This is a genomic window from Coleofasciculus sp. H7-2, from assembly GCF_042747725.1.
In the GTDB taxonomy this organism is placed as follows: Bacteria; Cyanobacteriota; Cyanobacteriia; order Cyanobacteriales; family FACHB-T130; genus FACHB-T130.
The window spans coordinates 108813-131295 of record NZ_JBHZGO010000110.1 but is presented as its reverse complement, the minus strand read 5'-3'; the positions used below and the strand labels follow the sequence as shown (position 1 = coordinate 131295).

At 47.1% G+C, this 22483-nt stretch carries 22 protein-coding genes and 1 pseudogene; 15 read left to right on the top strand and 8 right to left on the bottom strand.

Going from position 1 to position 22483, the window contains the following annotated elements:
* Positions 1-26 precede the first annotated feature (26 nt).
* Positions 27-1196: an RNA-guided endonuclease InsQ/TnpB family protein gene (locus ACFW2W_RS25120; protein WP_378184497.1), complete on the bottom strand. Its 1170-nt coding sequence runs from the start codon at positions 1194-1196 to the stop codon at positions 27-29.
* Between the two features lie 195 nt (positions 1197-1391).
* Between ACFW2W_RS25120 and ACFW2W_RS25115 the strand changes: the two genes are divergently transcribed.
* Positions 1392-1700 (top strand): four helix bundle protein, encoded by a 309-nt coding sequence (locus ACFW2W_RS25115; RefSeq protein ID WP_378184496.1) that lies wholly within the window; start codon positions 1392-1394, stop codon positions 1698-1700.
* A gap of 46 nt (positions 1701-1746) precedes the next feature.
* Here ACFW2W_RS25115 and ACFW2W_RS25110 read toward each other — a convergent pair whose 3' ends face one another.
* The gene (locus tag ACFW2W_RS25110) at positions 1747-4839 is read right to left on the bottom strand and encodes a response regulator (RefSeq protein WP_378184495.1); all 3093 of its coding nucleotides are present in this window, start codon (positions 4837-4839) and stop codon (positions 1747-1749) included.
* A 613-nt stretch (positions 4840-5452) separates the two neighbouring features.
* Between ACFW2W_RS25110 and ACFW2W_RS25105 the strand changes: the two genes are divergently transcribed.
* The 3 genes from ACFW2W_RS25105 to ACFW2W_RS25095 all read left to right on the top strand — a co-directional run bounded on the left by ACFW2W_RS25105 (position 5453) and on the right by ACFW2W_RS25095 (position 7947).
* Positions 5453-5878: a BON domain-containing protein gene (locus ACFW2W_RS25105; RefSeq protein ID WP_378184494.1), complete on the top strand. Its 426-nt coding sequence runs from the start codon at positions 5453-5455 to the stop codon at positions 5876-5878.
* Between the two features lie 33 nt (positions 5879-5911).
* Complete coding sequence (locus tag ACFW2W_RS25100; RefSeq protein WP_378184493.1) at positions 5912-6781, top strand: RsmE family RNA methyltransferase; 870 nt, start codon at positions 5912-5914, stop codon at positions 6779-6781.
* A gap of 77 nt (positions 6782-6858) precedes the next feature.
* Positions 6859-7947, top strand: coding sequence for a tetratricopeptide repeat protein (locus ACFW2W_RS25095; RefSeq protein WP_378184492.1), 1089 nt, complete (start codon positions 6859-6861; stop codon positions 7945-7947).
* Between the two features lie 58 nt (positions 7948-8005).
* On the opposite strand, the gene ACFW2W_RS25090 is transcribed toward ACFW2W_RS25095, so the two are convergent.
* Positions 8006-8650, bottom strand: a complete 645-nt coding sequence (locus ACFW2W_RS25090) for a hypothetical protein (RefSeq protein ID WP_378184491.1) — start codon at positions 8648-8650, stop codon at positions 8006-8008.
* A 399-nt stretch (positions 8651-9049) separates the two neighbouring features.
* Here ACFW2W_RS25090 and ACFW2W_RS25085 point away from each other — a divergent pair, with 399 nt between their 5' ends.
* A complete protein-coding gene (locus tag ACFW2W_RS25085) occupies positions 9050-9760 on the top strand; it encodes an esterase/lipase family protein (protein ID WP_378184490.1) in 711 nt (236 codons plus the stop codon).
* Here the strand turns inward: ACFW2W_RS25085 and ACFW2W_RS25080 are convergent.
* A complete protein-coding gene (locus ACFW2W_RS25080; protein WP_378184669.1) occupies positions 9690-10118 on the bottom strand; it encodes a VOC family protein in 429 nt (142 codons plus the stop codon). The genes ACFW2W_RS25085 and ACFW2W_RS25080 overlap by 71 nt on opposite strands.
* A gap of 113 nt (positions 10119-10231) precedes the next feature.
* Here ACFW2W_RS25080 and ACFW2W_RS25075 point away from each other — a divergent pair, with 113 nt between their 5' ends.
* Entirely contained in the window at positions 10232-11023 is a 792-nt protein-coding gene (locus tag ACFW2W_RS25075; protein WP_378184667.1) for a TIGR00297 family protein, read from the top strand.
* A 24-nt stretch (positions 11024-11047) separates the two neighbouring features.
* Here ACFW2W_RS25075 and ACFW2W_RS25070 read toward each other — a convergent pair whose 3' ends face one another.
* Positions 11048-13639, bottom strand: coding sequence for a type I secretion system permease/ATPase (locus ACFW2W_RS25070; protein WP_378184489.1), 2592 nt, complete (start codon positions 13637-13639; stop codon positions 11048-11050).
* Complete coding sequence (locus ACFW2W_RS25065) at positions 13588-14343, bottom strand: peptidylprolyl isomerase (protein WP_378184488.1); 756 nt, start codon at positions 14341-14343, stop codon at positions 13588-13590. Before ACFW2W_RS25065 ends, ACFW2W_RS25070 begins: the two co-directional genes overlap by 52 nt.
* Positions 14344-14608: 265 nt before the next feature.
* Here ACFW2W_RS25065 and ACFW2W_RS25060 point away from each other — a divergent pair, with 265 nt between their 5' ends.
* The gene (locus tag ACFW2W_RS25060) at positions 14609-15415 is read left to right on the top strand and encodes a protein kinase (protein ID WP_378184487.1); all 807 of its coding nucleotides are present in this window, start codon (positions 14609-14611) and stop codon (positions 15413-15415) included.
* Here ACFW2W_RS25060 and ACFW2W_RS25055 read toward each other — a convergent pair.
* Positions 15381-15677, bottom strand: a pseudogene (locus ACFW2W_RS25055) (ATP-binding protein); the annotation flags it as partial. The gene ACFW2W_RS25060 and the pseudogene ACFW2W_RS25055 sit on opposite strands and share 35 nt — an antisense overlap.
* A 105-nt stretch (positions 15678-15782) precedes the next feature.
* Here ACFW2W_RS25055 and ACFW2W_RS25050 point away from each other — a divergent pair.
* Positions 15783-16265, top strand: a complete 483-nt coding sequence (locus tag ACFW2W_RS25050; protein ID WP_378184486.1) for a pentapeptide repeat-containing protein — start codon at positions 15783-15785, stop codon at positions 16263-16265.
* Positions 16266-16304: 39 nt separating this feature from the next.
* On the opposite strand, the gene ACFW2W_RS25045 is transcribed toward ACFW2W_RS25050, so the two are convergent.
* Entirely contained in the window at positions 16305-16892 is a 588-nt protein-coding gene (locus tag ACFW2W_RS25045) for an SRPBCC family protein (RefSeq protein WP_378184485.1), read from the bottom strand.
* 269 nt (positions 16893-17161) lie between these two features.
* Here ACFW2W_RS25045 and ACFW2W_RS25040 point away from each other — a divergent pair, with 269 nt between their 5' ends.
* The 7 genes from ACFW2W_RS25040 to ACFW2W_RS25010 all read left to right on the top strand — a co-directional run bounded on the left by ACFW2W_RS25040 (position 17162) and on the right by ACFW2W_RS25010 (position 22148).
* The gene (locus ACFW2W_RS25040) at positions 17162-17353 is read left to right on the top strand and encodes a hypothetical protein (RefSeq protein ID WP_378184484.1); all 192 of its coding nucleotides are present in this window, start codon (positions 17162-17164) and stop codon (positions 17351-17353) included.
* Positions 17354-17501: 148 nt separating this feature from the next.
* Complete coding sequence (locus ACFW2W_RS25035) at positions 17502-18293, top strand: ChaB family protein (RefSeq protein WP_378184483.1); 792 nt, start codon at positions 17502-17504, stop codon at positions 18291-18293.
* A 274-nt stretch (positions 18294-18567) separates the two neighbouring features.
* A complete protein-coding gene (gene rd / locus ACFW2W_RS25030; RefSeq protein WP_378184482.1) occupies positions 18568-18732 on the top strand; it encodes a rubredoxin in 165 nt (54 codons plus the stop codon).
* Positions 18733-18789: 57 nt separating this feature from the next.
* Positions 18790-20058, top strand: a complete 1269-nt coding sequence (locus ACFW2W_RS25025; protein WP_378184481.1) for an NAD(P)/FAD-dependent oxidoreductase — start codon at positions 18790-18792, stop codon at positions 20056-20058.
* A gap of 123 nt (positions 20059-20181) precedes the next feature.
* Positions 20182-21231, top strand: a complete 1050-nt coding sequence (lpxD, locus tag ACFW2W_RS25020) for a UDP-3-O-(3-hydroxymyristoyl)glucosamine N-acyltransferase (RefSeq protein ID WP_378184480.1) — start codon at positions 20182-20184, stop codon at positions 21229-21231.
* 170 nt (positions 21232-21401) lie between these two features.
* Positions 21402-21704, top strand: a complete 303-nt coding sequence (locus ACFW2W_RS25015; protein WP_378184479.1) for a WGxxGxxG family protein — start codon at positions 21402-21404, stop codon at positions 21702-21704.
* Between the two features lie 123 nt (positions 21705-21827).
* Entirely contained in the window at positions 21828-22148 is a 321-nt protein-coding gene (locus ACFW2W_RS25010; protein ID WP_378184478.1) for a WGxxGxxG family protein, read from the top strand.
* Positions 22149-22483 lie beyond the last annotated feature (335 nt).

Genomic DNA, 22483 nt, shown 5'->3' with positions numbered 1-22483 from the left:
CGGATAGTAAACTACCTACACCAACCCTAAGCGGGTATGGTGTAGGCTTTCAGTAGCCCTGGTTCATCCAAGCGACAGCTTAGAATCTCCGAGCCTCTAGGCTGGTTTACAGCACAGCCCCAAAGTTCAATCATTTTTGCGCCATTTGCATCAGCATCATCGTGGTTGCCGCAATGCCTACACTTAAACGTCTTGCCGCTTCTTAGCCCGATATGCAGGCATTTCGCGCACGTTTGAGACGTATAAGCAGGCGGAATCAGATCAACCTTCACGCCAGCAATCACCGCTTTGTATTGGATAAAAGTTCGCAACTGGTGGAACGCCCATGAGTTAGAGCGTCGTCGCTCTGTTTTGTTTCTGGGCTGCTCATTGGTGCGTTCCCGAATTCCGGTTAAGTCTTCCAGTGCAATACTCGACGCGGTTTGAACAGCTTCAGACACAATCTTTTTGCTGATGCTGTGGTTGACCCAAGCTTGAAATCGCTTCTCGCGACCCGATAGCCGTTGCAAGATCCCATTCACCCTACGGCGCGTGGTTCTTGTGCCCTTCGAGCGTTTCTGTTGCAGAGAAGCTCTCACCCTGGAATGCCGATCTCTAACCTCCGTTATTGGCTTGCCTGAAAAACTCTGACCCGTAGACATTACAGCGATATCGCGCCTGCCTAAATCAACACCGATGACCTTTCCTGATGGCAATGGATCATCGCTAAGGATATCGACGCAGATATGCAGATAATATTTGCTGTCGCGGTGCTTGCAAAGGGTTGCTGATGTTGGATTCTTACCTTTGAGTTTGCCTCGCTGGTAGTTGCCAATCATCAACTTGAACCGTTCTCTTACGCCCAAAAGCGTTAATGATGCCGTCCAGTCTTTCTCGCGAAACGAGAAGATCCGAGCATCGTAATCAGCACTGGTCGGAGAAAACGCTTCTACGATAGCCCCTTTCGACTTTGCGGTTTTACGATTTGCTCCAACTCTGGCGCAAACTCGAACCGCTTGATTGGAACTTAGCCCAAACTTAGCCCGTAAGTCACGATAGACCAACGTTTGAATCGTTGCTTTGTTGGTAATCTTGGAATCCACTTCTTGATTCGTATAGTTGCAGCCATCCGCAAACGCTTGTAACAGAGCATCAATTTTATCTGCCTGCTCTGGCGTTGGGTTGAGGAAGCAAACTAGCGTAATCGTTGATTCCATGAGTCCTAAAAGCTCACTTGTGAATATCATAGACAATCCGACGAGAAATAGTCGGTTTGCAGCATAAGAGTTTGTAGATTGCAGCGCTGATAGATTCTCGCGTCAAACATGGTTCACCTATCGCGCTGCAATCTACGCGGCATTCCTCCCGCCACTGAATCAGAGATTACAGTGCGGGCATCCTGCCTAGACTAGGTGAGATTGTGTCAGCACTTAGATGAGAAACCAGGTGTAAGAAGGACTCTTAGCAATCAGCTGTTGAGGTCGGGAACATCCATTGGGGCTAATGTTCAAGAAGCACGGGCGGGGCAAAGTAGGGCTGATTTTTTGAGTAAGATGGCGATCGCACTCAAGGAAGCCCGCGAAACTCATTATTGGTTGCGGCTGCTGATTGTCACAGAAGTTCTATCTCAAGCAGCACTTTTGCCACTCCAAACCGAAGTTGAAGAACTGACAAGGATTATTGGCCCAATTATCGTTTCTACCCAGAAATCTAACCCATAACTCAACCTTCAATGTTTTGTAATTTGTAATTTGTAATTTGTAATTTTTAATTGAGATATCTCATCAAGATTAACTCCAACTGAGGAATGCCTATCGGCTTGCTTAGATAATCATTGGCACCAGCATCTAAACAACACTCTCGGTCATCCAGCATTGCCTGTGCCGTCACCATTACCACTGGCAGTTTTTCCAGTTCCGGCTGCTGCCTCAAGTCTTTCAGTAAATCTAACCCACTGTAGCCACCTGTTAAATTTACATCCAATAAAATCAGATGAGGCTTAAAGGTTCGCACTCGCTGGAGGAAATCCGTACCATCGAGCAAATACTCGACACAGTGACCCACAATTTGTAGATAGTCCTGCAACAGCAACCCGCTAGTTTCATCGTCTTCCACAATTAGAATTCGTCCTTTGCCAGGTACAGAAAAAGGGTTAGCGGCGACTCTTAACTCGCCATTGTTCAGTCCAGAAGAGACTGAAAAATCGTCCCTCTCGCCTGGAAGCTGGTAGATGGAGGCTGATTCATCGCTCACATCGGGCAGATATAAGGTAAATTCACTGCCTTTTCCTAGCGTTGAGGCAACCGTCACATCTCCATCATGAAGTCGGGCTAAACTGCGAGTCAGTGACAACCCCAAACCAGTGCCAGCGAACTGTCGGTTCAGTCCGCTGTCCAATTGGCGAAATGGCTCAAATAACAATGGCAGCTTCTCTGGGGCAATGCCAATGCCCGTATCCGCTACAGTAAACGCAATGCCTCCAGGCTGCTTTTGCACAATCAGGGAAACTTTACCCGATGGTGTGAACTTAATTGCATTCGATAGCAGATTCAATAACATCTGCTTCAGACGCCGTTCATCGGCGACACAAACATCAACTTCTGGGTCAATTTTACTGGTGAGTTGTAGCCCCCGTTCGTAGGCTTGCTCCCGCATAATCGTGATGACGTATTCGCACAAATTGGGCACGATGATTGGCATCGGACAGAGTTGCTCTTTGCCTGCTTCGACTTTAGAAAGGTCAAGAATATCGTTAATTAGCGATAGAAGATGTTCGCCACTGTTGTTAATGCAGGTGACATATTCTTTCTGTTTGTCATTGAGCGTGCCAAAAAGTTCTTGCCGCATAATGTGGGAGAGTCCCAAGATGGCATTGAGGGGCGTTCGGAGTTCGTGGCTCATGGTGGCAAGGAATTCACTTTTTGCTCGACTTCCCGCTTCTGCCGCTTCTTTCGCTTCACGCAGTTCGATTTCTTTGTTCATGCGATCGCTAATGTCATACACAACCGCTTGCAGCACTTTTCGGTTGCCCAACTCGATTGCCGTTAGCATCACCTCCGCCGGGAAATCTGTGCCATCCCACTTCCGATGAATCCAATCAAAGCGACAGTTGCCTTCTGTTAGGGCGGTGGTAATGCGATCGCAAGCCAAACTCAGGGAATCTTGACCATCGGGCTGAGTTGGCGGCGATAATTTGCTGGGATGTTTCCCGCAAAACTCCTCCAAGTCATTACAGCCAAATAGCTGTAGGGTTGCACTATTGCAATCAAGAAATCCTTGTTCATCCAACAGCATCACCGCCGCGCTGGTTGATTCATAGAGCGTCCGGAATTTGGTTTCCGATTCCCGCAGTGCCTTTTCTACTTGTTTGCGCTCGGTAATGTCTCGCGTCGTATTGACCGCCAGCAAGACTTTCCCCGCTTCATTGCAGATTGCCGCCCCATTGATACTCACCCACTTGCGCTCTCCATTGAGACTGTGTACCACCAGTTCCTGATCGGTAAAAACTTCCCCTTGAAGTGCCCTCGTGAGAGGTAGCTCTGACCGACGAGGACGGGAACCATCTGGGTTACGGACTTTTAATTTAGTTAAAAAATTCTTGACATGAGGCACAGAGCCTGGTGCGGAGGTAGGTGTAACACCATTCCCGACAAGACCATATATCTGCAATGCCGCCTGATTTAACAGCACGATTTGACCGTCGGGTTGGGTGACAGTAATTCCCTCTTGAATGGAATTAAGAATGGCTTCCAGCAGTGTTTTTTCCTGAGCGAGTTGCTGAGTGCGCTCCTGAACCAGGCTTTCAAGCTGTTCAAGTTCTTGGGCATTGTAGAGAGCGATCGCTGTCTGTCCAGCCAACTGTTGCAGCAGTTGGATTTCCCATTCTAAGAACGGCGATCGCGGCTTGACCGAGCCGACGACCAGATAGCCGTAGAATTGCTCCCTGACGAAGATGGGAGCCAGGAGCATCGCACTCGGTCTAGTTTCCGGGCAAAGCTCTTGGTAGGCTGGGGTAAACCAAAAGTCAGTAGTGTTTGCAATGGCTACCGGGCGGTTTTGGAGTAACTCGCTTCGCACCGTTTCCCAGCCTTCTAAGGGCAGGGTTGTCCCTTGTAGAGGTGATTGATAAATCGGCTTTACGGCATCTGACAAATGGGGCCAATACTCAGCTTCAATGTAAATTTGGTTTGATTCCGACAAGTCCCGGATTACCATGCAGAAATCGCAGCTCATCGGGACTGCCGTCTGTCGGACAATTTCATCAACGACTGATTTTGGATCGAGATTGGAATTCAAGGCGGTAGTGATGCGGTTTACCAAGGCTTCTCGCTCCAGTTGTTGCTGCAAGGCTTGCTGGGTTTGTTGGAGTCGTATCTGCATCCGCTGACGCTCAATCGCATATAGCACGGTGCGGATCAGCAGATGGCTGTCGGCATGACCTTTGACGAGATAGTCTTGCGCTCCTTCTTGCACGGCACAAAGAGCGATCGCTTCATCGGCTAGTCCTGACATCACCACAATCGGCACTTCTGGTACAGCATTGCGGACTCGCCTCACGGTTTCTAAACCCTGACCATCCGGCAGCGATAAATCTAACAAAATCACCCCTATAGATGGTGAGAGGCTAGAGCCGAGAGGCTCGGAAGGTTGCTGGTTAGTAGGTTGATTAAACCCTTCAATCTTCAACTTTTGAACGTTCAACCCTTTTGAACTGACAAGGCAATCCAGGGCTTCTGTGAGCTTTTGAACGTGGAGCAGCTTTATCTGGGGAGCATTCACTTCCCGCAGCAGTTCCCGCACCAGACGGGCATCGCCAGGGTTATCCTCCACAAGCAATACGGTGATCGGTTCAGTCTGCATGGGTTGCACTCCATTCTTTTACTGGAGGGTCTTTTTCCAGCATTTCCCCTCTCTTTAGGCAGCATTACCATCTTTATGAGCTAAAACTTCAAAGGTTAATTTGACAATTTTTAGGAATCAATCCGCGTCTACTGGCTTGGTAATGTAATTAAGATGGTATGTATTGTAGATATCTTAATCTTTCATCAATGTTATCGGGATTACTGGCGCAGTCCCTCTGTTGTGCTTATTTGGCTTGTTTTTTGCCAACACTCGATCAATTAATATTTTTTTTGAATTCGTAGTTATAGCGTTTCTCATTTGGATGAAATACAACAATTAGGCTTGTGAGTGCGTAGGGGCTTTCCCATTCTTGTTTAAAAATATTGGATTAACCGATTTATCTGCAAGAATGCGAAAGCCCTTACAGGTGTACCTCACCCAATTGCCAACCGCTATATATTAAATTTTAAAAAAATAGTTGACAAATGCACGTAAATTCCGGCTAATTTTTAGATAATAAACAGTAATTTATCCTATATCCGATGGCTGATTCCTGATGAGAGATGTAATTAGAACTAGGATAAATGTGTAATAGAAAATATAAAACTCCGTTAGGAGACGAACAATAATTATGACTTGGTTAGAAAGGCAGTTTGGACAAAAAAATACTAGCAAAGAAGAAGACAGCAAGCATGACGCTCAGGCTGTCGAGGAACAAATGAGTCCAGGACTTACGGGTGAGTATGACTGGGAGTTGCGCGAGAAGGCTGGAATGCATAAACCTCCGACATTGCCAGAATACATGGGATTTGAGGGGGAATATGATGCCAACGGATTAGCCAAGCGCGTTGCTGCTGCATTTGATAAAGATCCGAACATCAAACATATTGAGACTCTGGAAATCGCTCAAGACGGTGGCACGATTATCCTCACGGGTTCTGTACCTAATCGATCAATTTTGAGTCATGTCGAAGCGGTTGCTGCCAAAGTAGATGGCACCAAAGCAGTAGACGTTCACCAAGTGGAAATTAAAGCCCAAGAAGGTTCCTTCCGATAAAATCAGAAAGTCTGCTCTCAGTGGGAAAATAGATTGGCTCAGTTGCAACGATTAGCGATCGCTCCCTCTCAATTTCAAAACCAGCAAATTATCCTGACTGCCGAACAACAGCATTACCTCAGTCGGGTGTTGCGGTTGCGGGAGGGCGATCGCTTTATTGCAATGGATGGACGGGGTCACTGGTGGCTGGCTAAGCTGGAGGCGAATCAGGGGCAGCTTCTAGAGCCGATTTCCGTCCAAACCGAGTTACCCTGCTCAATGACGCTGATGGTGGCGTTGCCAAAAAACGGCTTTGATGAAGTGGTGCGCTACAGTACCGAGCTAGGGGTGGTAGCCATTGCGCCCGTCATGAGCGATCGCACTCTGCTCAATCCCAGTCCCCAGAAACTCGAACGCTGGCGGCGAATTGCCCAAGAAGCAGCTGAGCAATCAGAACGTCAAATCGTCCCGACAATTTTAGAACCCGTTTCCTTTTCTGCTGCTTTGTCTTCACTCAAGAGTAATTCTTCTTCGATAAGAGACAAGAATTATATCTGCGTTGCTCGTGGAGATTCTCCCCATTTACTCGATTGCTTGATTCATATCTTGCCGCAAGAGACCTCTCCCCCAACCCCTCCCCTAAAAGGGGAGGGGAGTCCGACTCCCCCTTCCCTTTTAGGGAAGGGGGCTGGGGGGTTAGGTTGTTCAGGTGCAACAGATGAGCTGAAGAACACAGGACAAGGAACGATTGTCATCGCCATCGGGCCAGAGGGAGGCTGGACACCAGCAGAAGTCGAACAAGCGATCGCTGCTGACTTCCAACCCGTTTCCTTAGGGCGTCGTGTCCTGCGAGCCATCACCGCTCCAATGGTCGCCTTGTCCATAGTAGCTGCGGCATGGGAATCAGAAATCAGAGAGATTTAAGGTACCGCTCAATGCACAATTAGAAATGAAGGATGCTTCGATTTTTAATTTTTAATTGTTAATTTTTAATTACTGTAATGCTTGAACAACTTGCGGAAGCTTTCGAGCGCAAAGACTATAAAACCGCTGCCTGGTTACTCAACCATCTGGTAAAACAGATGCCGCAAAATCCCTTAGTACAGTTTTATGTAGGACGGCTGTACGAAGAAACGGGCAAGTTAGAGGCGGCAGAAAATGCCTATCGGCAGCTGCTACGGGAAACCACCAATCCCAAGATTATGACTCAAACTCGTCAAGGATTGGGGCGTTTAGAAGCGATCGCCCAACAAAAAAGACGAGACGCGATCGCTCAAGCCACCGCCTCCCCAGAAGACACAGAAGCAGGCGTTTTAGTCTTAGAAGCCGTCAGCGCCGAAAAGAAACCAGTAGCCGCCCAACAGTTGGCTCGAATCGTGCAGCTAGACCCCTACACCGCACGGCTACAACTTCCCAGTCGCGGCTGGCGGTTGTACCGTACTGGTCCGGTAGGAGAACTGCGATTCTACAGTCAACAGATGCAGCAAGCTGAAATTCCCAACTTCTGGGCAAGCCTTGCGGATGTTCGGAAACTTAACGTCTTTCGCGTCAGCCATTTCCTCTCTGCTTCCCCACAAGCTAGCGTCGTTTGCCAAAACGAACACGGTCAGATAGGTTCTCTGACCTTCAACTGGTCAGAAGTCAGACAACAAGTGCAAGGACTCTTACCAATCTTTGGAGAAGTCATCGACCAAGATGCCCGTCGCCAACTGCAATGGAAAACTCAAACCCAAGACTATGCCCAATTGATCGACCTGCATCTTCCTTCCAGACGCAGTATTCTTCGCCTTTGCGATAGCAACTACCAGTTTGGGCAGGGGATTTCCTTCAATCCACAGCAGCCGACTCAAGCCAATCAGGCTACCAACCGCAGTAACTGGAACAATTTACTCCATTTTCTAGAACAACATTTGGCTCAGACGCCGATTTGGGCAGATTTTACAGATTTTGCTCAAACTGCGCTAGATCGCACAGAAATGCTAAAAAGTCTCAAGTCTCATATCGACTTATTTCGGCGCGAAGAAACCCTCTGGGACCCAACTTTCCAACTGTACAGTGGGCTGGTTTTCCTCAGAGGGTCAAAGAATTAAAAACGCAAAATTAAAAATTAGACAACAAGCCTGCTAATTTTTAATTTTTAGTTTTTGATTATTTTTTCACCTGACGCGCCATGTCCATGAAGTTGCTCATGCTGGGACCGGGACGCCGACGACTATTAGAGCTGGAAATTGGATTCAAATATTTCGGAGCAAACGTGGTATCGGGTTGGCTTTGAACCTTGCCGTTGATAGGCGTTGCTGATTTCTCAGCAGGCACTGCCTCAACACCTTCAGCTGTTTGAATTAGCTCTACTGGGGGTCGTTGAGCCTCTTTAGATTCTGAGGTTTCTTGAGGCTTTGATGCCTTCCTTGATGTTTTCTTTGATGCAGCCGCTACAGATTTTGAGCTTTCTTGAGGCTTTGATGAATCCTTTTTATCATCAGATTTATCATCAGAAAAAGGTGCAGCGATTGTAGCTAGTGCTGCCTTCGGTAGTTCCGAAAGTTCGGCTGTGGCTGATTGAATCTTCTGCACTCCTTCAGAGGCTAGAGCTTTGACTGATTCTGGCTTCTTCTGATTCTTTTCGGCATCTGGTTTTGTGTCTTTAGACTCGTCTATCTCCATGTAGTATCCGCCAGACTTTTTACGAGGTAGAGCAGCGCCAGCTTCATTTTCCTCAGATTTCTTGGAGCGAAAAATTCCACCGAAGAAAGCGGCAATGCCGCCCAACAATTTTTTGATAAAACCAAACATTTACTATTACTCCTGACATTTAAATGAGGACGTTGACTGATTACCGAAACATTGGAGCAAGCTATTCTAATTTTGATGCAAGACTGGTATCGCCAAGGATAAACCCAACTGCTCAGCTCAGAAAGCAGCCGCTCTACAATATGGATAAAGCGTTTCTACCATTGCAATCCAGATCGAATTATGAAGTTTTACGGCGGACAAACGCAAGATTCCCAGATAGTTATTCACAAAAATTTACAAATTTTGTTTCGCTAAGTACAGTTACCCAGCCGATTCTCCCTGGAAAACGCTCTTTTGTTGCAAGAATTTACATTGATCTCAGATTTGGAGCCACAGCCACTCGGCAGGCTGTCCTAAACCAACCCCAGCAGCGATCGCTCATGTCTAAGCTGGAACTATATGAGATTAATTCCTGGCAAAATGAACAGTGCCCATAAGCGCAATCCCGTATTGCTAATTCACGGTATCAACGACACAGCGGCTGTATTCCATAAAATGGCTCCTTACCTGGCACAGCAAGGCTGGTCTGTATACGACCTCAGTCTCCTCCCCAATAATGGTGAGATGGGTCTGGATTCTCTGGCACAGCAGGTTGCTGATTACGTTGCCAAGACCTTTGCACCCGACCAACCATTTGATTTGGTCGGCTTCAGTATGGGAGGCATCGTTAGCCGCTACTACGTGCAGCGACTAGGGGGCATTAACCGGGTGCAGCGCTTCATTACTATATCAGCGCCAAACCACGGAACTTGGGCGGGCTACTTTCACAATGGGCTTGGCTGCGTTCAGATGCGCCCTGATAGCGCTTTTCTACAGGATTTGAATCGGGATGTGGCTATGCTGGAGCAGCTGAATTTTACCTCGATCTGGACGCCTTTTGATTTAATCATTCTGCCACCAAATAGTTCGCAAATGCCCGTAGGTCAAAACCTACAGGTGCCGGTACTGCTGCACCCGTGGATGATTACAGATGCCAAAGGGGTTAAGGCTGTGGAAAAGGCACTTTTAGAACCGCTGAAGCGCAAGAGTGTAGCGTCTCCTAATGAGAATCGCCAATCTCGGCATACTCCCGAACCCCGAAAATTGCCTCGGCATGAGAGTAGTATTTAAACTCCATCAGGTTATAAAACGGATCTTCGAGGAAGAAGGTGCGATGTTCGGTGAGTTGACCGGGAAAGCGATGTTTCGGCTGCTGATAAAAGTGCAATCGCTGTTGTGCCCGTTCTAGCAAGCTTTCCCAATCAGCAATTGATGTAAAAACCAGCCCAAAGTGCCTGGGATAAATCCCTCGTTGCGGGGTAATCGGTTCTTTGCTAACGTGACCTACAAGCTGATGACCGTAGAGATTCAGAACTAAGGCATCGCGGGTTTCACGCCCTACTATACAGCCGAGTCCATCGGCGTAGTACGCTTTGGCTTGGGCAACATCGGAGATGGGAAAAGCAAGATGAAAGATTGTTGGGTTCATCGGTAATATCTGAGTGCTGTGCTTTACTAATCCTTCACCTGCGGTTCCTTTTTGCGCCTCTGTCACGGGCGAGAGTATTCTGAAAGAGTGTTATGAATTCAAGATTTTTACAGATGCTCTCTACAATTAATTCTTTCAATCCCTGGTTAGTTGGAGTGGGATTGAATACAGTTTTGTTAGCGATCGCTTATTTTGCCCCTAAAAAGTTACTCACTCCCGCCGGATTCCTCCACGCTTGGGCGCTGGGCGTCATTATCTGGGGTACCCTCGGTTGGCAGGGATATTTAGTCGTCATGTTCTATTTTCTCGTAGGCTCTGCCGTCACGCGCATCGGCATGGCTCAAAAAGAAGCCGAGGGAATTGCCGAGAAACGCTCTGGGGCGCGGGGGCCGGAGAATGTCTGGGGTTCCGCGCTCACGGGCACTCTATGCGCCTTAGGAACGCTACTGGTGAGTTATTTAGGGCAACCCCAATGGGTGCCTTTCTTAGTGCTAGGCTACGTAGCCAGTTTTAGCACTAAACTTTCGGATACCTGCGCCAGTGAAGTCGGGAAAGCTTATGGTAAACGGACGTTTTTGATTACTACCTTACAACCCGTAGCCAGGGGAACAGAAGGGGCGGTTTCTTTAGAAGGGACAATGGCTGGAGTGGTGGCATCTGTTGCGATCGCTTTTGTTGGCTGGGGCGTTGGTACGATCGATCTCATCGGGGTGGTTTGGTGCGTACTGGCAGCGTTTATTGCCACCAATTTGGAAAGTGTCATCGGTGCTACGCTGCAATCTCGCTATAGTTGGCTTACCAACGAAGTAGTGAATTTTATAAATACATTCATTGGCGCGATCGCTGCAATTTTGTTTGCCTTAGCATGGCACTCGTTTAGTCTGCCTACTGCGGGGATTGCTTGAAAGGGAAATGATTTTAAGCAGTCTTTAAACGGATGGCTGCTGACGTTGGTAAAGCAACCAATACAGCCCTTTTTTTTGCATCAATTCTAGATGAGTTCCTTGTTCCATTAGTACCCCTTTCTCCAGCACCAAAATCAAATCTGCCCGCTTGAGTGGCTCAAATCTGTGGGCAATCATAAAAACTGTACGGTTTTGGGAAATTGCTTGTAAATTTTGTAAAACTTGCTGCTCTGTTTCGCTATCTAAGGCACTTGTCGCTTCGTCGAGAATTAAAATAGGAGCTTGAGATAAGAATAAACGAGCTAAGGCAATTCGCTGACGCTGACCGCCAGATAAAGCAGTGCCTCGTTCTCCGACATTATTCTCGTAACCGTGGGTTAATTCGCTGATAAAGTCATTGGCGACAGCTAATCGTGCGGCTTCTACAACTTGTTCGGTGGTAATATCTGAATTGCCTAAAGTAATATTTTCCAAGATAGAACCGTTAAAGAGAAAGTCTTCTTGGAGAACCACACTAATTTGTTGGCGGACAGATGCTAAATCAGCATTTTTAATATCAAACCCATCAATGAAAATGCGACCAGATTCAATTGGATAAAGTCGTTGCAAAAGCTTAGAAAGGGTACTTTTACCAGAGCCACTTCGCCCAACAATGCCGACAAACATTCCCGGTTGAACGGTGAAGGTAATTCCTCGCAGGATTGGTTCTTGATGGGGTTGATAGCGGAAGAAAACCCGATCGAAGGTAACTTCACCTTTTAGAGTCGGAAGAACTAGACCAGATCCGGGTTCGGCTTCGGGGGCTACATTGAGAATATCTCCAATGCGGTCTACAGAAAGTAAAACTTGTTGGAGATTTTGCCACAATTGCACTAAGCGTAAAAGTGGCCCGGTCATTCTTCCAGCCAGCATTTGAAAAGCGACTAGCTGACCAATTGTGAGCTTATGGTCAATGACTAGCGCGGCTCCAAACCAGAGAATGAGTAAGTTGGAAAGATTAGTGAGAAAGTCACCGATATTGTTACTGATGTTGGAGGTGGTAGAAGCTTTAAAGCCGGTGCGAATAAAGCGGGCAAATAAACCTTCCCAGCGATCGCGTGCGGTTCTTTCGGCTGCATGAGCCTTCACTGCATGAATTCCCGTCACTGTCTCTACCAGAAACGATTGACTATCCGCACTGCGGTTAAAGGTTTCATTCAGCCAGTTCCGGAGAATCGGCGTCGCTACTAATGTCAAGATTGCAAATAGCGGAATCACTGCCAAGGCAACGAAGGTAAGCTTGACATTGTAGTAAAACATCAGCGCCAGGTAGACAACGGCAAAGACGCTATCTAAGATGACAGTTAACGCCGTGCCGGTGAGAAACTGGCGAATATTTTCCAGTTCTTGTACTCGCGCTACAGTATCTCCGACGCGGCGAGACTCAAAATAAGCCAGAGGTAGCCGCATCAAGTGGCGAAACAATTGAGCGGATAAACTGAGGTCTAGGCGTCTTGCAGTGTGAGTAAATATGAATAGCCGCAAGATGCCCAGAATCGCTTCAAAGATAGCAACGCCCAAAAGCGCGATCGCCATCACATCCAAAGTCGGCAGACTCTCCTGCACCATCACCTTGTCAATAATCACCTGAGTGATGATTGGCGTCGCTAAACCCAACAGCTGCAACGTGAAAGACGCAACCAGCACTTCTCCCAGTAAACTCCGGTAACGCCAAACTGCCGGTAAGAACCAACTGAGGTTAAATTTGTCTTGTCGCTGAATTGCTTCAACTTGCCACAGTTGCCCATCCCAAGCAGCTTCAAGTGAGGGAAGAGGAATACTTTCGCAAGTTTGACTGGGGTTGAGGGGGTTAGCGACGATCGCGCGATCGCCTTTTACTTCGTACACCACCACCCAATGTTCCTCGTTCCAATGCAACAAAGCGGGAAAAGATAGCTGCGGCAATTCGCGCCCGGATACTACCAAGCGTCGCATCTGTAGCCCTAATTTCTCACCGGCTTCCACAAGATGTCTGGGGCGTTGTCCCCGCAGCTGACGTTTTATCCACTCTAGAGAAGCTGGATTTTGTAGATGTTGCGCCACCATCGCTAAGCAGGCAGCCGCTGAGTTAGGGCTAGAAACAAACGGATAATTACTTACAGGTATCCTGGGTTCGGCTTCTATCTTTGCCTTTTCGCCGCTAGATTTCACGCCGCTAGATTGGTTCCAGAAGCTATCCAGTTCTGGTGATGAAGCTTCATTCCATAACGCAGTATCCCAGCGCACTACCACAACTTCTTTGCTAGAGGCTACCGCTTTGAATTGTCCCAGGAGTTGCTGCAAGTCACCGAACCAATCTCCCTCCTCTAAAGTTGTTAGCGGTTTCGCCACTCCTTCTTCCCGCAAACGCACCTTTCCAGACACAATTAAAAACTGGTCGCCTGGACGATCTGTAGACCAAATTTTTTCCCCCAACCTGTAGTAGCGGATTTCGGCTTGCGTTTGGAATTTCGCTTGCCGTTCGGGTGTCAGCAAGCTCAGAGGTGGAATATTCCGAGGTAAAATTTTAGCGAGTTCAACACTACTCAACTGATTTGCAGTTTGACCGTTAAATTTTGAATTTTCTGTGCTAGCCATTGCTCAAAAAGTTCATTTTGTAGTGCTTCCTTTAGCTGACTATCTTCTAACGAGGCTGGAAGGAATTGCTCAACTCGAAACAAAGTCCAACGTTCTTCAAGTTTTAATGGTCCCACTAATCGCCCTGGACTCGCGGTATCAATCACGGCTCGGATTTGATCTGGGAGCGTTCCTCGGCTGACAGGTCCCATCATGCCATTTACAATTCGATCATCTGTGAGAGAATACTCTTGAGCTAATTGCTCAAAGCTGGCTCCCTCCCCAATTTGGGTATATAATTCCTCAGCTAATTCTTGTTCAGCTACCACAAGACGAGAGAGTACAACTCGATCCAAAAATAGCTTGCGTTCAATGAAATATTCTTGCAGTTTCGGCTCTGCAATCTGATCTTTAAGCTTTGTTAACTGAAAGCCAGATTTCACCTGATGGTGGAATGTTTCGTAGTCGATTCTGTTACGAGCCAGCCATTCTTGAAAACTCTTGGCATCTGCTAGATTTCGCTGCAACCGAAAATCAATCACTGCTTGCTCAATTGCCGCCAAGCTAATATCTAACTTGACTGTTTGTAGTTGTTGTTCTATAACATAATGGCGGAGAATCTCTCCGATAAAAGAAGTAAGTTTACCAGAAGATTGCAGATATTTTAAAGCCTGTTCAAGGGAAATCGGCTGGTCATTCACGAGCAAAAAAGGTGCGGATTCCATAAAATAATGAGTTGAGTAGATGTTTGGTTTTTCTAAAAATTATGATTAATTATATATTCGCCCAAGTTATATAATTTGCAAGTTTAGCTTTAAAAACTATTATCAAGAGAAAGATTTAAAGATAAATTTTGACTTTGGGTAAGTTAGCGATCGCGCGACGCAATCCAAGGCAGCGATTTTTCTGTCTCTACCTTAGCTGGTAACAAGGAGAGAGATGTCCGCCCCACAAAAAGCTTTATCATAGAGTCAATTTGCCGATCTTTGTATGAGCTATTGCCTGAATTCAGCTTGCAACAAGCCTCAAAACCCTGTTGACACAAATTTTTGTACAAGTTGCGGAACCAAGTTACTGCTCAAGGATCGATATCGTGCGATCGCGCCTCTGGGTGAGGGTGGATTTGGCAGAACTTTCTTGGCTGAAGATGCAGACAGGCTAAAAGCTGCTTGTGTAATCAAGCAATTTTTGCCAGTCCCAGAAATTCAAGGCAATTCAGCGGCAATGCAGAAGGCAACTCAGCTATTTGAGCAAGAAGGGAGGCAGTTACTGCAACTGGGAGAACAACATCCACAAATTCCCAGTTTATTTGCCTATTTCGAGCAAGATAAACGCCTGTATCTGGTGCAGCAATATATCGAAGGGCAGGAATTAGGTCAAAACTTGGAACGGCAGGAAGCATTCAGTGAAGAACAACTTCGAGACTTATTAAATGATTTGTTGCCCGTCCTGCAATTTGTCCACGAACATCAGGTGATTCACCAGGATATCAAGCCGACGAATATTATTAAACGTAAAAGATGGCTCCTTTTTCGACCGTATCAACACTCATTCATCCCTCTTAAATTCTTTAATAAACTTCAGGACTTATTTCCCTTTAAAACCTTTGGCGAGTTGACAAAAATGGGTGGGAAACGGTATTCATTGCCGATCCAACGCCTCAAGGTAAGCAGATCGCTCTATGATGCCTCTGAGATCGCCTTTCCTTGCCTAGATCGAGCAAGACTGCGATTTCCTCAGCAGGCGGAGGGTACTCTTGACCTTCAGCACCCATCAGTTGAACTAATTGACGGCTAATTGTCAGTCCTAATCCCGTTCCTTCAGTCTCGCGGCTCTTCTCGCCCACCTGCTGGAATGGCAGAAATATTGCTTCTAATTGCTCCGGTGCAATACCAATGCCTGTATCTTCCACCTGAAACCGGGTTTTCTCCGCCTGATAGCCTACTTTGAAAGTTATAACGCCAATTTCTGTAAACTTGACTGCATTGCCAAGTAAGTTAATTAAAACTTGCCGGAACCGTTTCTCATCGCCTCGGACGACTTTAGGAAGAGGCGTTATGAAACACGATTAGACTAACCAAACCGGATAGACAGACGTGGCGGTTCTCTTTCTCCTCATAGACAACGCCTCGCTGGATAATAAGCTTAGGAGGCGATAAACGTCATGAAACTCACAATACTGGTTGCCGCCGCTTTATCGGTGCCGCTATGGCTAGCGACGCCCGTACAAGCGGCAAATTTGGGACACGTCAAACGATTGCTGGAAACGAAAGAATGCGTAGGGTGCGACCTTGCCGGTGCCGATTTAAGCGGTGCCGACTTGAGAGAAGCGAACCTGCAACGGGCTAACTTGAGGAAAGCCAACCTAACCGGAGCCAATCTGGCTAGTGCTAACTTATACGTAGCTGACTTAGATCGCGCCCAGCTCAAAAACGCTAACTTACAAAATGCCTTCCTGAGATTTACTCGCTTAACGGGTGCCAATTTAGAAGGTGCTGACCTGCAAAAAGCGACTTTGAGATTTGCTAACTTGACAGGTGCCAAGCTGAGAAATGCCAACTTGCTTGGGGCTGACTTTAACAATGCTAATCTATACCAGGCGGATATCCGAGGAACGATGCTACAAGGTGTCGTTATCACCCGATAATCCATGTGTATTAGGAATTAAACGGGTTTTTCGCCCCTTTTAACTGCCGCACATAACCTGGCGCATGGTTCGCATATTCACAGGCAATTCCAGTTGCATTGCCTGTTCGATAAAAATTGACGGCACTGGGATATTGGGCGTTGCTTTTACCGTATAGGTGAGCAAAGTCCCATTCTCGTAATCTTGCAAACTTAAGTCAGCACAGAAATCGGTAAAAGTACCTTTTTCCAAGCGAAAATGAATTTGCTGCTGCACGATCTCAGATACCCTCAGGTAAGCCTCAACCTGAAGACTGAGAAACAGGAAAGTTTTGGTAGCAACTTGGTAAACACACTTGTCCCTCCTTGCTTCCGGTAAGCCAACGGGCAAGGAGACGTTGGGGTGGAGTACCTCAGAGTGAATGACATCTGGGAAATATTGCACCCAACGGGGATAGTCTGTCACTTGCTGCCAAACGCGCGATCGCTCGATTGGCAAGTACATTTGGGCAGTAACAGCACCCCCCCAAGTTGAGCGCATCTGCGTTTCTATCAAAATCTCACCTTGCAAAAGCGCCGTTGAGTATCTCTTTCTCAGCGACAAGTCTGAGGCGGCATCCATCGAGTCCGACGGAAAAAGTATACTCATGCTAACTCAGCTACTCCTCGATCAATAGTAATTCGATGTCAAGCTAACACAGGTTGCTCGGACTTGAAACGAAAGATGGTTGGCTAATCTCCTAATTTGATCCTCCATCGCTGTTTGGGCGACTCAGTATGTAACAATAATGACCAGGTGAAATGGTATGAGTTTTCTTGACCTTGGGTGCTGGTATCCTCGGCGGCAATTTCCAGCTTGGGCGGACGTAGCCGAGGCGATCGCAATATTCTGTTTTAACTATTTATTTGGTCGAGTCTGTGAGCCAAACTCCTAACCCCGAAACCCTGATTTCTTCTATTTTTGCCAGTGTTGTAGGGCTGACAATTGCAGTGTATCTGTTGAGAGGATTTGGAATTCTCACTTTCATCCCTGGCGGCGTTATCTGGATATTAATTTTGCTTTCAATTGCCACTGGGATTGCTTACGGCGTTCAGCGCACTCGACGATAATTGCTTTGTCTTTCAAACTTTGTTTAGTCGTTAAGTATCTTTAAATACATTTAATCTCAACCCTGGGGGCGATTCGCTGGAATTGTCATGTTCGGTATTCTCCAAAAGGAATTAACAAAAATTTAAAAACAAATTTCAGGAGCAGTGCATGACCGCGACAAACCCAACTACACAGCCTAGTGTTTCCACCGTAGAACGCAGTATATCAGCCGTTTTCAAAGATCGCGAACAAATTGAGAACGTGATTCACCGCTTGCTCGATCGCGGTATTCCCCGCGACGATATTTCAGTAATCGGCAAAAACTTTCATTCTGAAACCCGCATCGCTGGATTCATCACCAAAAAAGATGTGATTTTAGGCGGGCTGAGAAGCGGAGGCATCTTTGGTTCCTTATTTGGTTCAGCCCTTGGTTTGCTGACTGGCGTGGGAGTGCTGTTCATTCCTTTTGTGGGGTCAGTCGTGGCGGCTGGACCGATTGGTGCGGCGTTGCTGGGTGCAGCAAGTGGCGCTTTAGCGGGTGCAGCGGGCGCTGGTTTAGTCTCCGCTTTGGTCGCTTTGGGAATGCCAGAAGACAAAGCCGCCGTTTATCAAACTCGCATCGAAGCTGGAGATTTTCTGGTAGTTGTGGAAGTCCCAGCCAATCAATCCGGTGAAATTCAGCTGCTGCTAGAAAGTGCTGGTGGCGAAGAAGTCCATACCAGCGAAACCACATTACCCCGCAAACGCGCTGGGAAACTGGAAACTCCTGGCGATTTGTCCCCGGAAGTTCGTTCTCACCTCTCAGAGGATGCTCAAAGGACATTTATCGCCAATTACAACAAAGCGCTAGAAGAATCTGGCGATGAATCAAAAGCCGAACATCATGCCTGGGATGTCGTTTCTGAGCAATTTGAACAAGACGAACACGGCTTTTGGTCGAAGGCTAAAGCAAAGCTATAGCATTCTTAACTGGGCGGTTGAAACCGCGTCTACACGAGACTTTACCTGCCTGCGCGGGTTTCAAAACCTTTGATTTGTCTTAAACTGTCGGTTGTTGGGTTGAACGAGAGTGTTACCTAACGCCGTATAGGGTTTGCTGGGTTTCGTTCCTCAACCCAGCCTACGGAATTTTGGCTTAAGTTCCTCGAAGATTAACAATGTGTTATGCAAAAACCTATGTAATTTCGACTACATAGGCTTTTAATATATATAGGTAAATTGTTGAGGAGCGATAATGCAGAAGTATATATGTACAGTTTGCGGATACATCTACGATCCACAAGAGGGCGACCCAGATGGCGATATCTCACCGGGTACGCCATTTGAAAATATCCCCGAAGACTGGGTATGTCCTGTCTGCGGAGCCGCAAAAGCGGATTTTGAACCATACGACGAGTAGATAGATGATATCGCATCTGTACGGAAAATATTCCGTGACATCGGCAATAGCTTGATTGTGCAACCTTTAAAAGTAGTGGTCATTGGCGGTGGGGCAGCGGGTTTTTTTGGTGCAATTACCTGTGCCGAAACTTATCCCCAAGCGCAAGTAATTTTGTTAGAAGCAGGACGACAACCCTTAACTAAAGTTCGCATTTCTGGCGGCGGGCGATGCAATGTTACTCATGCTTGCTTTGACCCCGGTGGTTTAGTGCAATATTATCCCAGAGGCGGAAAAGCGCTTCGGGGGGCTTTTAGTCGTTTCCAAGCTAAAGATACAGTCGCTTGGTTTAGCGATCGCGGTGTCGAATTGAAAACTGAACCGGATGGACGGATGTTTCCCGTCACAGATAGTTCAGAAACAATTGTGGATTGTCTGTTTGAGGCAGCAAAGGCATCTGGGGTGCAGATTCGCAGGGAGACACCTGTTGATGGGATTTCCCGGCAAGTTACTCCTGAGTTGAATCAACCACTCAACACCGGCTTTGAGATCAAGTTGAAGTCTGGAGAGATCCTCAAGTGCGATCGCCTTCTCCTCGCTACCGGCAGCAACCCCCAAGGCTACCGCTTTTGCAAAGTTTTAGGGCACACGATTGAACCACCCGTTCCCTCTCTATTCACTTTTACGATTTCCGACCCCCGGTTGCAAGATTTAGCTGGGGTAAGCGTGGAAAGTGCGCGTCTGCGTTTATTCAGTGCCGGTAAAACCCAGCTAGAACAAATAGGGCCATTGCTGATTACCCACTGGGGTTTGAGTGGCCCTGCTGCCTTGAAACTGTCGGCTTGGGCTGCCAGAGTGCTGCACGATTGCAATTATCAGGCAACATTGCAAATTAATTGGCTGCCCCAGTACAACCCAGAAAAGCTGCGGGAAATGCTCTTCGCAGTTAAGTCCCAATTGCCCCAACGCGCCGTTTCCACCAGCTGTCCGCTTCCCTTGCCTCGACGCCTTTGGCAGAGTTTAATTGCTGCTGTTGGGATTAGTGGGGAACAGCGTTGGGCGGAATTATCGAATAAAGTTCTCAATCAGCTGATTCAAGAACTTTCCGAGGGTAAGTACCAAATTCAGGGGAAGGGTGTCTTTAAGGAAGAATTCGTCACCTGTGGCGGTATCAACTTAAAGGAAGTGAACTTCAAGACAATGGAAAGCCGCATCTGTCCGGGGCTTTACTTTGCCGGAGAAATCCTCGATATTGACGGCGTAACGGGTGGCTTTAACTTTCAGAGTGCCTGGACGACCGCTTACTTAGCGGGTCAAGCAATGGGCAAGGAAGAAATTAAAAATTAAAAATTAAAAATTAAAAATTAAGAAGCCAAAGATTTAATTTTTAATTGTGTCTTGGCGGTGCAAATTCTTGATGAATCTTTTGTATAGCTGCCAATTTATTCACAGTTGTCCATTGATATGCCGATGAAATTTCACGAAATTGTCGAAAAACTGGGTGCTGCTGCCGCCTGCAATAGTTTGACCTCCAATACAGATTGCAACCCGGAAATTACGGGAGTGGCACCTGTCGATGAGGCTGCCGTTGCCACCCTCAGCTACATAGAGGGGGCGAAATTTGCGGCTTTTGTGGGGAAAACCTCTGCCAGTGCCTTAATTTTACCGCTGGATGAAAAGCTACAAGCACAAGCATCTGAGCGGGGAATTGCCTGGATTGCGGTATCCGATCCGCGATTAATGTTTGCCGCAGCGATCGCTCTTTTCTATAAACCTTTCCGTCCAGCGCCTGCAATCCATCCCACAGCAGTGATTCATCCCGACGCCAAAGTTGGTCAAAATGTCTACATCGGCGCTCATGCAGTCATTGAGGCGGGAACAGAGATTGGGAATGCTGTCATCATTCACCCGAATGTAGTCATTTACCCAGACGTGCAGATAGGCGATCGCACTATATTACACGCCAATTGTTCCATCCACGAACGCACCCGGATCGGCGCAGATTGCGTCATTCATAGCGGTGCCGTCCTCGGTGCTGAAGGCTTTGGGTTTGTCCCCACCCCGACTGGCTGGTTCAAAATGGAGCAGTCTGGCTACACTGTTCTGGAAGATGGCGTCGAAGTTGGCTGCAATAGTACCATTGACCGCCCCGCCGTGGGAGAAACCCGCGTCGCCCAAAACACGAAAATTGACAACTTGGTGCATATCGGTCACGGCTGTAAGGTAGGCTCTAACTGTGCCTTAGCCGGACAGGTGGGGATGGCAGGCGGCGTTACCGTTGGCAATCGCGTGCTGTTAGCCGGACAGGTGGGGATTGCCAATCAAGCGCATATTGGAGATGGCGCGATCGCTACCGCCAAAGCAGGCATCCACAATGATGTCGAACCCGGTGCCATTGTCACCGGCACTCCAGCGATTCCCCACAAAGTGTTCCTTAAGGCAGCAGCTATTTACCATCGTCTCCCAGAGATGTATCAAACTCTCAAACAACTACAACGACACCTGGGAGAAAAAAAATAAGATTTGCAGTAAATGTATATACGGCTTTAGCTGTATATATCCATCTCCTGGAAAAGGCTTTTTCTATCTCTTCAGTAATAACACAGAGAATGGGAAGTTTCCAGCTACAGAGGGATTTGGATTCTCTTGATACTCGATAAATTAAGAGTAACAAAAGAGGAGATTTACACATGAAGAATTCAAACTTGTCCAAATTGGTGGGTGCTGGTGTTCTTGCAGCTAGCGTCGCTTTGGTTCCCTTGACCCTACCTGCTTCCGCCCAAACTAATAATACAGCTCCCGATACAACCACCACCACTGCCCCTAGCCAAGGCGTAGATAATACGAATAACGAAGGCGATCGCGATTTTGATTGGGGTTGGTTAGGATTGTTAGGTTTGGCAGGTTTGGCAGGTCTTGCTGGTCGTAAGAACAACGAACCAACCGCTTACCGCGACCCTAATGAAGTAGGTTCCTCTACTTCTCGCCGCTAAAGCTGACAGGGTAGCTTTTTCGTAGACGTTTAATGTCTATCCATCAGTTTTAAAACCAATTTGCTGGATGGCGATCCTGTTGGAAATCCATCAGTTGGAAACATGAGAATAGGAGTTTTACAGATGAAAATTTCAAATTTGTCCAAACTTGTCAGTGCTGGTGTTCTTGCCGCTAGCGTCTCTTTGGTTCCCTTGACCCTACCTGCCTCCGCCCAAACGGATAATACACCTCCCGACACTACCACGAATACAGCTCCCGATACCACCACTGCCCCCCGGCAAGACGTGAATAACGCAAATTATGAAGGCGATCGCGATTTTAATTGGGGTTGGCTAGGATTGCTGGGTTTAGCTGGTTTAGCTGGTCTTTCTGGTCGTAAACACGACGAACGTGTAGCTTACCGCGACCCCAATGAAGCAACTTCTTCTACTTCTCGTCGGTAAAGCACAACAATAGTTTCGCCGTAGTCACTTAAGATTGATAACTACGTTTTAGAAACAACTTTAAAAATTCCTGGTGGAGACTAACCTCCACCAGGAATTTTGTTATTTATGCTTTTTGCTAATAGTTCATCGTTAATCGCTAATCGTAAAAATGCCAGTAATTATGCAAAATTCATCCGAAATTAAATATTCCTTGCTTATACATATAGCGTTCTTGTCGGTTCAATCCTCCTGGGGGATTGCGGTGGCAGATGTGGTGATGTGCGGCGAGTCCTGTCAATGCTAGTTTGGTAGCCTTATTTACCAAGTTTGACTAGAGACTGAACCAAGCTGAC

Coding starts and splice junctions, on each gene's coding strand:
- ACFW2W_RS25080 (WP_378184669.1), bottom strand. CDS start 10,118: ATGAACCCAACAATCTTTCATCTTGCTTTTCCCATCTCCGATGTTGCC.
- rd (WP_378184482.1), top strand. CDS start 18,568: ATGCAGAAGTATATATGTACAGTTTGCGGATACATCTACGATCCACAA.
- ACFW2W_RS25010 (WP_378184478.1), top strand. CDS start 21,828: ATGAAAATTTCAAATTTGTCCAAACTTGTCAGTGCTGGTGTTCTTGCC.
- ACFW2W_RS25015 (WP_378184479.1), top strand. CDS start 21,402: ATGAAGAATTCAAACTTGTCCAAATTGGTGGGTGCTGGTGTTCTTGCA.
- ACFW2W_RS25035 (WP_378184483.1), top strand. CDS start 17,502: ATGACCGCGACAAACCCAACTACACAGCCTAGTGTTTCCACCGTAGAA.
- ACFW2W_RS25120 (WP_378184497.1), bottom strand. CDS start 1,196: ATGGAATCAACGATTACGCTAGTTTGCTTCCTCAACCCAACGCCAGAG.
- ACFW2W_RS25105 (WP_378184494.1), top strand. CDS start 5,453: ATGACTTGGTTAGAAAGGCAGTTTGGACAAAAAAATACTAGCAAAGAA.
- ACFW2W_RS25065 (WP_378184488.1), bottom strand. CDS start 14,343: ATGGAATCCGCACCTTTTTTGCTCGTGAATGACCAGCCGATTTCCCTT.
- lpxD (WP_378184480.1), top strand. CDS start 20,182: ATGAAATTTCACGAAATTGTCGAAAAACTGGGTGCTGCTGCCGCCTGC.
- ACFW2W_RS25050 (WP_378184486.1), top strand. CDS start 15,783: ATGAAACTCACAATACTGGTTGCCGCCGCTTTATCGGTGCCGCTATGG.
- ACFW2W_RS25095 (WP_378184492.1), top strand. CDS start 6,859: ATGCTTGAACAACTTGCGGAAGCTTTCGAGCGCAAAGACTATAAAACC.
- ACFW2W_RS25070 (WP_378184489.1), bottom strand. CDS start 13,639: ATGGCTAGCACAGAAAATTCAAAATTTAACGGTCAAACTGCAAATCAG.
- ACFW2W_RS25085 (WP_378184490.1), top strand. CDS start 9,050: ATGAGATTAATTCCTGGCAAAATGAACAGTGCCCATAAGCGCAATCCC.
- ACFW2W_RS25090 (WP_378184491.1), bottom strand. CDS start 8,650: ATGTTTGGTTTTATCAAAAAATTGTTGGGCGGCATTGCCGCTTTCTTC.
- ACFW2W_RS25060 (WP_378184487.1), top strand. CDS start 14,609: ATGAGCTATTGCCTGAATTCAGCTTGCAACAAGCCTCAAAACCCTGTT.
- ACFW2W_RS25045 (WP_378184485.1), bottom strand. CDS start 16,892: ATGAGTATACTTTTTCCGTCGGACTCGATGGATGCCGCCTCAGACTTG.
- ACFW2W_RS25110 (WP_378184495.1), bottom strand. CDS start 4,839: ATGCAGACTGAACCGATCACCGTATTGCTTGTGGAGGATAACCCTGGC.
- ACFW2W_RS25075 (WP_378184667.1), top strand. CDS start 10,232: ATGCTCTCTACAATTAATTCTTTCAATCCCTGGTTAGTTGGAGTGGGA.